10 protein-coding genes are annotated in these 11,720 nt (G+C 40.5%); 1 reads left to right on the top strand and 9 read right to left on the bottom strand.

The genetic code is table 11. The annotated features are described in order from the left end of the window. Positions 1–135: 135 nt before the first annotated feature. The 3 genes from J5M87_RS03175 to J5M87_RS03165 form a co-directional block, all read right to left on the bottom strand. Complete coding sequence (locus J5M87_RS03175) at positions 136–351, bottom strand: PspC domain-containing protein (protein ID WP_154608714.1); 216 nt, start codon at positions 349–351, stop codon at positions 136–138. A gap of 62 nt (positions 352–413) precedes the next feature. Then, positions 414–953, bottom strand: coding sequence for a hypothetical protein (locus J5M87_RS03170; RefSeq protein ID WP_154608713.1), 540 nt, complete (start codon positions 951–953; stop codon positions 414–416). Positions 954–995: 42 nt separating this feature from the next. Continuing rightward, positions 996–1,331 (bottom strand): DUF2500 domain-containing protein, encoded by a 336-nt coding sequence (locus J5M87_RS03165; RefSeq protein ID WP_154608712.1) that lies wholly within the window; start codon positions 1,329–1,331, stop codon positions 996–998. Between the two features lie 135 nt (positions 1,332–1,466). On the opposite strand from J5M87_RS03165, the gene J5M87_RS03160 reads away from it, so the two are divergent. Then, positions 1,467–2,264: a peptidylprolyl isomerase gene (locus tag J5M87_RS03160; RefSeq protein WP_154608711.1), complete on the top strand. Its 798-nt coding sequence runs from the start codon at positions 1,467–1,469 to the stop codon at positions 2,262–2,264. A 156-nt stretch (positions 2,265–2,420) separates the two neighbouring features. On the opposite strand, the gene gtfB is transcribed toward J5M87_RS03160, so the two are convergent. The 6 genes from gtfB to asp1 are packed head-to-tail and all read right to left on the bottom strand — an operon-like array spanning position 2,421 to position 11,719. Further along, on the bottom strand, positions 2,421–3,734 hold the full coding sequence (gene gtfB / locus J5M87_RS03155) for an accessory Sec system glycosylation chaperone GtfB (RefSeq protein ID WP_154608710.1): 1,314 nt from the start codon (positions 3,732–3,734) through the stop codon (positions 2,421–2,423). Then, positions 3,727–5,232 carry an accessory Sec system glycosyltransferase GtfA gene (gene gtfA, locus J5M87_RS03150; protein ID WP_154608709.1) on the bottom strand — a complete coding sequence of 502 codons (1,506 nt, stop codon included), beginning with the start codon at positions 5,230–5,232 and terminating at the stop codon, positions 3,727–3,729. The genes gtfB and gtfA overlap by 8 nt, the downstream gene beginning before the upstream one ends. A 13-nt stretch (positions 5,233–5,245) precedes the next feature. After that, complete coding sequence (gene secA2, locus J5M87_RS03145; protein ID WP_154608708.1) at positions 5,246–7,636, bottom strand: accessory Sec system translocase SecA2; 2,391 nt, start codon at positions 7,634–7,636, stop codon at positions 5,246–5,248. Positions 7,637–7,660: 24 nt separating this feature from the next. Beyond that, entirely contained in the window at positions 7,661–8,572 is a 912-nt protein-coding gene (gene asp3 / locus J5M87_RS03140) for an accessory Sec system protein Asp3 (RefSeq protein ID WP_154608707.1), read from the bottom strand. Continuing rightward, complete coding sequence (asp2, locus tag J5M87_RS03135; RefSeq protein ID WP_154608706.1) at positions 8,572–10,170, bottom strand: accessory Sec system protein Asp2; 1,599 nt, start codon at positions 10,168–10,170, stop codon at positions 8,572–8,574. Before asp2 ends, asp3 begins: the two co-directional genes overlap by 1 nt. Next, entirely contained in the window at positions 10,163–11,719 is a 1,557-nt protein-coding gene (gene asp1 / locus J5M87_RS03130; RefSeq protein WP_154608705.1) for an accessory Sec system protein Asp1, read from the bottom strand. The genes asp2 and asp1 overlap by 8 nt, the downstream gene beginning before the upstream one ends. Position 11,720 lies beyond the last annotated feature (1 nt).

The raw sequence follows: 11,720 nt of genomic DNA, 5'->3' as shown, positions 1-11,720 counted from the left end.
ATTTCGAAAACAAAAAAGGCATTTTAAGCCTTTTTCATGAAACTGTATTTTAGCTGTCACAGAAAGAAATAGTTGTCATCTGTTTGTTTTCTCTGTCATCCTATTGTAATGTTTCATCGTACAGCTGTTTCCAGTTTAAAAAATAATCTCTTGGTCATCATCTTGTCCATTATCAACTGGCATTACCCACCAACAGATTAAATAAGGAATGACACCAAAGCCATAGGCAAAGGCTAAAACTCCCCATATCACACGCACAAGAGTCGGGTCCAAGTCAAAATACTTGGCAATTCCCGCACATACTCCTGCAATTTTTACATCATATCGATCACGCATCAATCGTTTTTGCATACTCTTTTCTCCTTTTCTCTTCATGTATGACTAAATAACTTATCTTTGAACAATCTCAATCCTTAAAATTTCTTCTTGGGATGACGGTCAATCACCTCAGAATGTGCTGCAAGGACTGTTTCTCCCTTAGTTGTCAGTTTATAGCCACGAACACTAAAGAGTTGTGCTAATTCTTCTTCCGAAAACTGTTCTCTTAAAGCGAAATCCAGATCCGCTGCCTTCATTTTAGATAGACCTGTAACACTCTTTGTTTTGAGCATATTTTTCTTCATGGTCGCATTGACATGATCCAACGAATCAAAGGCTGTTTCGACAGCGGCGTAGCCATTTTTCACCAAATCTGCCAAATGCTTAGCCGCATCAATTCCGTAAGTATACTCAAAATACTTAGGAAAAACCGAATCCGTTGTAAAGGTATCAAACTGAATCCGCCACAAAAGGATGATATCCCCTGCCAATAATCCGTCTGTTAAAGGTTCCATATTCCGCTTGGGAACAGGCTTTGCATCCAGTAACCATGTCGCTAAATCACGGTCTGGGGCAATATAGGGCATCCGAGCATGGTCCTTGTAAAGTTCTCTTACCTGCTCTTCTACTGTCATATCGTATTCTACCTCACTCACTCTCTATTTCTGCCACATTTCCTAGTCAAGCCTCTTAAAGTCAAGAAAGCGTGTCCCTTGGAAGGTTACTTCACCCTTGTCACCTTCAGCAGATAGGGCATAGATTTGGCTTTTCACCCGAAATTCCCGGCGTTCACCATTGTCTAATTCAAAGGTGACATAGTAAGCAGTATAGGCTCCCTCATTGCCATGCACATGCGTTCGTTTGCTAATCAGCTTAGCAGACAAAACCTCCTTGGGAGAAGCATTGTTTCGCAGAGCTTCAAAAAGAGAGCTGCCCAGTCGCCATAGGAACATTCCAATAACAATCGCAAAGACTAACAAAAACCAAACAGGAATCATTGATAATGTACCCATAGCCCTATCCACCTTTCAATCTTTATACTATTAGTATATCAAATTTTACTCAAAAATACTCCTTTTATGCGATTTTTGAAAAAGAAAGCAATTCATGCTACAATAGGACTACTCTATGAATCGGAAAGGAATCTTATGAAAAAACGACTATTACTTGCGCTTGCTACAAGCCTCATTCTAACAGCTTGTACGACTAACTCTACAACCACAACTTCTTCAACTCCTTCATCAGCCCCAGCCGCAAGCTCTGACACAACCGCTACCAGTCAATATGCCAAGGATTTGGCTTACGCTATTAACAATCCTGATGCGACTTTCCCACAATTGACAACGGAAATTGCAGATACGGAAGCCGCTGTTCTTATCAAGACCAGCGAAGGGGATATTAAATTGAAACTCTTCCCAGAACAAGCTCCCTTGGCCGTTGAAAATTTCCTGACCCATGCCAAAGAAGGCTATTACAATGGAGTGATTTTCCACCGTGTCATCAATGGATTTATGATTCAAGGCGGTGATCCTCAAGGAAATGGTACAGGCGGAGAATCCATTTGGGCTGGTAAAGACAAGAACATTGACAAAGGAAATGGCTTTATGAACGAACAGTCTGCCTTTCTCTACAATATCCGTGGTGCTTTATCCATGGCAAATGCTGGTCCAAATACCAACGGTAGCCAGTTCTTCATCAATCAAAATCCCAAAGATACTTCTGGACAGCTAGATGCTAGTAAATATCCAACCAAAATAAAAGAAGCCTACAAAAAGGGAGGAAATCCAAACCTAGACGGTGGTTATACGGTCTTTGGACAAGTGATTGAAGGCATGGAGATTGTAGATAAAATCGCAGCGACTGAGACAGACAGCAAAGACAAACCAAAAACAGACATTAAAATTGAAGCAATTGACATTATAAAGGATGTTGACGTAAAAAAATAAAGATAGCAAAACAAACATCTAAGCATCATCATAAAAAGCGGATAAGTGTAGATTCTGATTGACAGAAAACGACACCTATTCGCTTTTCTTGTTTAAATAAATTATCTGATCCGATTTTTTGGCAATCCTGCTAATATGTGCAAATAAGCATTCAGCTTAAAGATTCTGATAATCTGCTTCACTTGCCACATTCGCCTGTCGACCTTGCGCTTGTAAGAGTTCGTATCTAAAGGTTGGCTGCTCCAAACAAGATTTCAGTTGCGCAACCATAGCAGACACATCTGTTGCTGGAAAGACCTGTTGGGGTGCCACATACTGCCTATGGTGAAGTGTTTCATTAAAGGCAAAAATCAATAAACGATGTTCAAAGGCTGCTCTGACGGCCGACAAAATCTCTTCATGATGATTGATATCTAGGTAAATACTACTTTTTTTCAGCAATTCTCTCGCTTTATCTACCGTTATATTTGGATACAATTGAACATTTGGATACTCTCCCATACGCATCAATTTTCCAGACATTTCTGTCAGAGCTGCTATATGGAATTGCAAGTCTGGTACGGCTTGAATGAGAGATTCTAGTTGTTCGATTTGATCCGAATTGGTTAAAATAAGCGCATCCTGTGCCTCTTCTCTCTCTTCCTTAAATGGATACAGAAAGCCGACATACGACACGCACTCACGCTGGGCTTCTGTCAAAAGTGGGAGCAACTTTTCATAGGTTGCCTTATCTTGTACCACGACCTTTGTTGTACGTGGTGATTGGTCAAATAAGAACCGCATATTTCCTGGAATGTCCTCTGCAATTGATTCCTGCCAAAAGAGGATATCGTCTCCAGCCCCTGGCAAAGAAAGAGTAACGAAAAATGGCGTAGATAGGGAATTATAAAAAATACGATCCAAATCAAAACCAGCCACCTGCAAATAATAGGCTACAAATTGCTCACGATTCGCAAAGACATGCTGTTTTCCTCCATCTTGCAGTAAGATGCTACCTGTTGCATGATGTTCGACAATAACTTCCTGCTGCTTGCGATTGTAATAACTGGTTTTTATAGATTCACCTTGTTCAGAAAGGGTTGTCTGAGCAAATCGAGCTCCGAAGCGATTATAACGATCGATAAAACGTACTCTTCCCTTGCTATCTAACCAATCTACTGTTTTAACCAAACGATTATGGTGTGCAGGAGAAAAATGAATAATCGCTTTTTTCTCATGTAAATCAAACACTTCTGCCTGCTGATTTGTTGAACGAATTTCCCAAAAACGTGGCAGCGGCAAATCATTAAAGTAGAGTGGATAACCTGTTGCTTCCCCAAATCCCGTAAAATACAGATATGGCGACGTGACATCCTCTGGTAAAAAGCCATCGTCTTGAATGACTACAGTAGGATGTGTATAACCAGCTTTTAAAAGTGAAAAATGTAAGTCCCAACTCTGTTGGTGATAATGGTCAAATAGGTTAATCATGCGTCATCTCCTCTATCAGTTGCTTCCACTTCTCTTCGACTTTTACAGTTAGATAGTCTGCCGCTACCTGATAAGAAACTTGCTGGAAACTTCCTAAATCTTGTTTTTGAAATAGGGTCACAATCCTATCCGCAAAGGCAGCTACAATCTCTGACTCTTGATTCGCTTCGTATTTAGGGATTAAATAACCATTTCTTCCTTCCTTAACAAAAGTCTGATTGCCATAAGGCACATCAAATCCAATGATAGGAAGCCCAGAACCAATTGCTTCAAGGAGGGTCAATCCAAAGCCTTCACTAGTTGAACCAGCCAAGTAGACCTCATATTCTTGGTAGACATCTGTTAAATCTTTATGGCCCTTCAACTGAATATAGCTTCCTGCCTGACCCTGAGAAATCAATTCCCGAAGTTTTTGCTCTTCTCCACCTGCTCCATAAATATCAAAGGTGAGCTCTGGCATTTGCTCATGAGCCGTGATGACCGCCTTAATCAACCAATCAATATGCTTTTCTGCAGCTAAGCGAGAAGCTGTGACCATAGAATACGCTTTTCTCACTACTTCTGGTTGGCGCAGTTGCTCTAAACTACCAACTGGAATCGTCCAGATCACTGGATTTCGGCCTTCAAATTGTGCAAATTGTGCCACCATGATTTCCTTTTGACGCTCAGTAGCAACTAGGAAAAAATCAACCTCATCTGAGTAGGTGAATTGGTAATCATAAAAGTTATTCCATAGGATTGTATGTTCTGTTACCGTATTTGCGCTGTAATGTTCTGCATGGACAACTACACCTAGTTTTGCAGGCTCACGATTGGCAAATACTGCCTGACCTACACCCGTTGCTCGGTCTAAAATGACAACATCTTTCGTTGTTAGATGTAATGACTTCATAAAATGAGCCACAAATTCTTCCTTAGAGTAGCAAATCATATCTGACAAACGATAAATAGACTGTTTTTCACCGATAATTTCCTCATAGGCAAGACTTCCATCTTCATTGAAAAAGCTGCGCTGATACAGAGTAGCCATATTTTCCTTGGGAGCGTAATATTCGCTAAATACCTTGGTATAGGTATAAAAATCCTTGCGGACCAATTGCCCTTTTGATACAATTTCCACGCAACGAACAAGCTCTGAATCACTCCCCTTATGGTAGACCGTTAAAAAATCATTCTCACCATAAAAGAGGCGAGTAGTCGAGTTATCTTTTTCTTCCCGAAAAATATTCCCGCTAAATCCTTCCCGAATATCGTGAATGGTGACTGTTGTTGATGCAACCTTTATATCCGTAAAATAGCTATACAGCCAGATAATCTCATCATCACGAAAACCAATATTACGGGTTAAATCACAGATGTTATCTTGGCTAAAAAAGTCTGTAAAAACAAATTTTGCCTCTATGCCAATTTTTCGAAAAACAGTAGCACGATAGGCTTGAGCATACTCTACCCCACTGCTGGCCCAGCCAATTCCCAAATTGATATTATAAACTGTCATTTTTTCTTCTTTCTTATGCGAAATAAATCTCAACTTCTTGTTTTTTATTGTAGGAAACTTCACTCAAGAGAATATGTCGTACAACCAGCTGATAAACTTCTTTTTTCATGCGATTATAAGATTCCAAAGCTTCCCTATGGTATTCGTAAATCGGATTACGTTGGGCAGTCGAACGTGCACTAACAACTACTCTCAGCTGCTGCAAGTAGTCCACTTCCTCAATCCAAGCTTCATCAATAGCTTTCAAAATAGACACGCGTTGGAACTGGCCAAAGTCCTGCTTGAGAAAGTCTTTCTTACGCTCCAATTCCTCCTGTGCAATCTGCAACAAGTGAGACCGAACTTGCTTCGGATTCTGATAATCAATTTGTTGGTGAATCAAAGAGCTATGATAGGAGAGGTTATCAAAGATAAAACGTTTGATAGTAAATTCACTTGATCCTTCCTCCTGCGCGAGAAAGTCATCAATTACCCCTGTGATGACATCCAGTAAGTGAAACTCATCTTGGCTTGCATAAATCAGGCGATTCCGTTGAGCATAAATGGTCTCACGTTGAACTTTGACACTTTCATCATAGGCCAAACTCGTCTGGCGTGAGCTACGACCCAGCGCCTCACTCTTATCTTGAGCTTGGGTCAGATACTTATCGAAACGACGATTGGACAATTGTTTTGGCGATAAAGGATTACAAGAATCCCTATACTTCTTAAAATACTCCTGGCACCATTCACTTCCATGTTTCATCAGCAAGTCATCTTCAAGAGAGACAAAAAACTGACTGAAACCAGGATCACCCTGTCGTCCAGAACGTCCCCGCATTTGTAAATCCATGCGTTCATTGGCCATGCGCTCTGTTCCAATAACTGCTAGACCTCCCAATTCTGCTACGCCTTCTCCTAACTTAATATCCGTACCACGGCCTGCCATATTCGTCGCAACAGTAACAGCTCCTATTTGACCAGCTTCCGCAATCATCTGTGCTTCTTTCGCTGCATTATGGGCATTGAGCAAACTATGCGGAATGGATTCCATTAGAAGAATTTCTGAATACAATTCAGACATTCTGACAGAGCCTGTTACAATCAACATGGGCTGCCCTTTTGCATGAAGTTGTTTAATGAGCTGCATTGAAGCGGTAATTTTTTCAGGTAAGGTGGTATAAATCAAATCCTTCCGATCCTCTCGGAGGATAGGTCGATGAGTCGGTATACGAATAACCTCCATATTATACGTATCGACAAACTCATCTTCTACCGTTTTACCAGTACCGGTCATACCAGCCAAGACAGGAAACTTGAGAAATAAATTTTGATAGGTAATGGAGGCCATAGCCCGTGTTTCATCGGAAATCTTCACGCGCTCCTTAGCCTCTAAAGCCTGATGTTGGCCGCCTTGAAGCTTTGTTCCTTCTAAGATTCGTCCATTACCAAGATCGAGTAATTTTACCTCCTCTTGCCCATCCTTCCCAGGCTCCACAACATAGTCTTTCCCTTTTTCAAATAAGTAATGGGCTTTTAAGGCCAGAGTCACACGACGAACCAGGTCAAAATTTTCAATACTAAAGAAATTATCCACTGAAAAATAGGCTTCTGCAACATCAATCCCCTTTTGGGTTAGCCAAATTTCTTTTTTATCCTCTTCAAAGATATAGTCCTCCCCTTTGGTTAAGCTGAGGACGAAATGATCCGCAAAGGTTAATAAGTTTGACTGAAGACGAGGTGAACCAGAGATGACTAGAGGAGTTTGGGCTGTATCTAATAAGACAGCATCTGCTTCGTCAACGATAGCATAATGAAAGTCACGCATGTATTTCCCCTGAGCAGATGTTGCCAGATTGTCAATCAGATAATCAAACCCCAAGGTTCCATTCGTCGTATAGATAATATCTGAATGATAAATTTGGCGCTTACGCTTGGCTGTTAATTTTGTCTTGGTATCATCTCCCTCAGCAATCCCAACCGTCAAGCCTAAAAATCGGAAAACCTCTCCCATCTCTGTCCCATCGCGTTTTGCCAGATACCCGCTTGTTGTGACCAGCATAGCACCACGCCCAGACAGAGCATTTAAATAAAGAGGCATCGTAGCTGTTAAGGTCTTGCCTTCCCCTGTTTTCATTTCGGCTAAGTTTCCTTCATGGAGAACGATTGCTCCAAGCACTTGGACATCATAAGGAAACATCCCCAAAATCCGCCTATCGGCCTCTCGAACCACTGCAAATGCTTCAGGTAACAGACTGTCTAAACTTTCTCCTTGAGCAAGGCGTTCTCTAAATTCCGCTGTTTTTCCCTGTAATTCTCTGTCTGTCAAAGCTGCCATTTCAGTACTTCTGGCATTGATTTTTTTCAATATCCTTCTCAATCGTTTCAAACGATAATAGTCTAAAGAAAACCAATTTTGTGTCATTTTTTCTTTCTTCCAGCTTTCTGCTTAATCAGTAGAGGGAATCAACAAGGCATAGTCTATTTCATTCATACTAGGTACGATAAAAGATAGTGTGTCCCGTATCCTCAACTCCTCATACCAAATCACTTTTTCCTTATAAGATAGGCGCTCCAAAAAACGGTCAACATCAATTTCTTGTTCAAAGATCTGCGATATCATCCTATCGTACTCTTCTTTTGCATACATGTCATTTGTCACATAAGCCTTGCCTAACTCAAAATACATGGCATGATACAGTGCCGCAAAGTTTCCACATGGACCACTTCCAATAAAGTAAATGGGCAATCGGGGATACTGTGTAATAAACTGCTCGACTTTTTCCAAATTTACTTTGTCAAAATAAAGAGTATCCGCTCCCTCAGTCAACACAAGGGTATCTGCTTGTTTAGCATAGAGACTCCTAGCTAACACATCCTTCACTTCCTGATCCCAAAACAAAATTTTTAAAGCCTTTGGCTTCTCTCTATCTTTTTCAAGAGTAACTTCTTCCAATTCTAAATAATGGAAAATCATCTTCGTACAACCAGCATTGATTAATTCAATATCATAGTAGTAGGCTTCATGAGGGTAGGTGAACTGTTCTTCAGAAGATCTTAAAATTGTAAAATCAATTGCTTTGTTGAACCGATCATAAAAATTCACTCGGACATAAACACTCTGAGAAGGAGTCACCTCTGCTGACAAATGCAAATGATAAACAGCATCCCTTGTGAGTAAAGGCAGATTGGCCTGTTCCCTAGCGGCTTGGTAATTTTTCGATGAAGACCACTTATACATGGTGGTTCCAGAGGGAATGAGGATATTTTCAATCTGAATTGTCTTGTTCTTTGGAATCAGAATCGAACCCGTCAAATAGGTTTCAGGTCCTATTTTCCCCCAGTAAATTCGATGTCCCATTACCTTTCTCCTCTACCAAAATCTATCTGTAGTACCCTCTGGTATTGATTTAAAAACCAAGGGATTGTCTCACTCGAACCATCTAAATGTCGACCTACCCAGCCTTTTCCTACAACCTGCACATCGGTATGAGCAAAGACTTCCATTAAGTTTTGAAAAGCCATATAATCATAGTCGTCGTTTTTCATATAGGCAATAAAGAACCTTGTATTCGTATAGTGGCCCGATTTGATTTTATTCCAGAAACGTTGATTAAAGCGAGCTTGTGCTTCTTCTGACAAATCACCTTCAAAATGCAGTAGCATATCTAGCGACGTTGGAAATCCACCGGGACGGATGGTCTTTTCTAGAGCGGCTGTCCGACCCAGACTGAAAATAGGCTTGGATAAAATAATAGCATGCGGATCTAAGTCCGCTCCATAGTAAGTAGCCCCAAAAGTTCCCATTGACATCCCGGATAGAATCAACTGCTTATTAGAAAAGCCAAGATAGTCCAAACACTGATTAGTAATAGTAGAAATGGCTCTTTCAAATTCTGGTGTGCCCATGTAAAAAGAACCACCTTCCAAACGTGGATCACAGATCAATAACATCGGAGTTCCTAACTTTTTCATCATACCATATCCTTCAAAACCTTCTGCTGTACGAAAGCCTGAAAAATATACACACAAGGGAGGTTTAAAATCCCCAGGATGAAAGAAATAATTAAATTCTCTACGCTCTGAATCAGAAAAACGTTGACCACCCAAGGTAAATTGACCAAAACCTGCTCTCCCCCACCGATAATGCAAGGGACCTACCTTCAAGAATCCTTTTCCTTTCGCTAAAATACTAACAAAAAGCGAGCCATTGTGGGGAGTCTCAATACCGTTTGGTTCTTGCAGGTCTTCCCCTTCAAACTCCCATTCTTCTGCAATATCATCCAAGGATCCGTCTACAATATACCTCACTCGAATTTTCACTTCACAACTGGCATCCTTGATAAATTCCTGCCATAATTCCACCTGAACATCTTTATAAATTGGTACACCATACAAAAAAGAACCAACCACTCGGTAGTCTTCTCCATACTCACCATCTAAGACAAGATAGTGATTCCCCTCATAGTGAGAAAGGTATCTTTCAGACTCTGTCTGAACAGTAAAATTCGCAATTCCCATTTTTTGCCCGAATTGCCCGCTAAAAAAAATTTTAGAAAAAGTTCGAAGCAAAAAGGGTTTATCCGAAAAATCTGCCGACTGTCCCAATTTTCGACGAAGAAATTCCTGTAAAACTGGATCACTTGTTGTTAAGTCTTGCGAGAAAAATACATGGTAAGGTTCTACAACCTTCTCTAACAGTAATAATGCTGACGGGTAACTAACTTCGGTTAAAATAACACCATCCACTCTTAGTTTTCCCCGCTTGATATCCTTCTTTTTAGGAAATTTTGCTTTTTCTTTTTGATAACGAGCTTCTAGTTTCGCATTTTCTGACTCAAAAAAAGAAAGAATCTCGTGTGGCTGTAGGTAAATCCAATCAATATTTTCTGGAATATCTACTTCATCTTGCCAATTTTGACGACCAATTTGGAGCAATCTAATCTTTTTTTTACTCATGATATCCTATACTTTGTTTTATTTTTTCTACCAAACTACCGCTGGTGTAGGCCGCAATTTTTTGAGCAGCATACATCAAGGATTCATTCCAATTTCGTAATCCTACCAAATAATGGTGCAAAGCTAGACTTAGCTCAGAAGGTTCCGATAGCAGATAACCATTTTTTAGATGTTCGACAAACTCAGTTGGTTGACTATTAATCTGTGGAATTCCCGCACTAATGCCTGCAATCTGGGTATATAAATCAGGCTCGCCTGTCAAATCAATAATCAGACGGCTTTCTTCTAAGGAATTCATAATGTCTAAATCTGAGCGTAGAAATTCTAAGCTCACTCGCTTCTCTTCTATCTCTACTTCTTCCTCATCATCTTCAAAGGCCTCAACCTGCTCTTCCCCCGTTTCCAATTGGAAAAAGTCCAAGTCATAGCTCGCCAATACTTTCTCAAGCCAGTCTCGCTTTGCTTCCTCCTGAACTGGATTGGTCTGGTAACTAACCATTTTCAGATGAACATCTTCCTGTTCTACCATAAAATGAGCAATCTGCTCTAAATACTGCAACAAGTCCTGTTCTTCCATACCATCCATCAAGAAATAGAGAAATAATTCCCGAAACCGCTGACTCTTTCCAAGATTTAAGCGAGCATCAAACAGAGAAATATGCTCAATTGGCGTAGAAACATATTCTTGCAACTGTTCCTTATGCTTCTGTCTATCCACTACAATTAGATCAGCCTGCTTCATGTCTTGAAGCAAGGAGTCTCTGTGATGAAAAGGATAACGCTCACCAAAATACGATAGAATCAGCCGATGCGAACCTTTGACTTTCAAAAGCAAGTCATTATGCTGCTGGCTGGAAGCAAGGACTAGGACATCTTCTGCAGCCAAGCTGCCTATATACGTCTCCACTTTTTCTTGGATAACTTCGGCAATCGATCTATACCGTTCTTTCAGAAAACGATGTGCTACAGTAGGATTAACCACCACTTCTTGTGTTTGTAAATTCTCCCGAATCTGCCACTCTCCCGTCGCATTTAGATAGTCCTGATAGCCCTCTTTCCCATGTTCATCATAGTATACGATACTCGACAAGAAGCCACGGTCATCAAAAACGAGCCGTTTCAACGGCTTGTCCGCTTCAAAAAATTGAATGTAAATCAGATGTGCTTCTTCACCAAACTCCACATGCGCCAGTAACTTTTTGTCCTGTCTAACAGCCACCAAAAAATTTGTATAGATAAACTCTACTCCTTCAGGCCATTGGAATTCCTTGAAATGTAGGATTTGTGGCTGGATATGATGGGTGTTTTGAATCTCGTCAAAGACAGCCCAATAAGACACTTCAAACAAATCATAGCGATGAAGAAAATATCGAAGATTGGGCATATAATTTAACACCAACATCCCTATCTCTTCGTTTGTCTGTTGAAACATCCGCATTTGGTTGATTGAATCATCAAAATGAATCGAAGAAACACCACGATACCAGACAGTTGTAGAATCATACCAAGGGCGACTATGCCCATACCAGGCTGGGATAAAATGAAACATC

Origin of the sequence: Streptococcus sp. zg-86 (genome assembly GCF_017639855.1) — a bacterium.
GTDB classification, from domain to species: Bacteria; Bacillota; Bacilli; order Lactobacillales; family Streptococcaceae; genus Streptococcus; species Streptococcus zhangguiae.
This window is presented reverse-complemented; position numbering and strand designations above follow the sequence as displayed.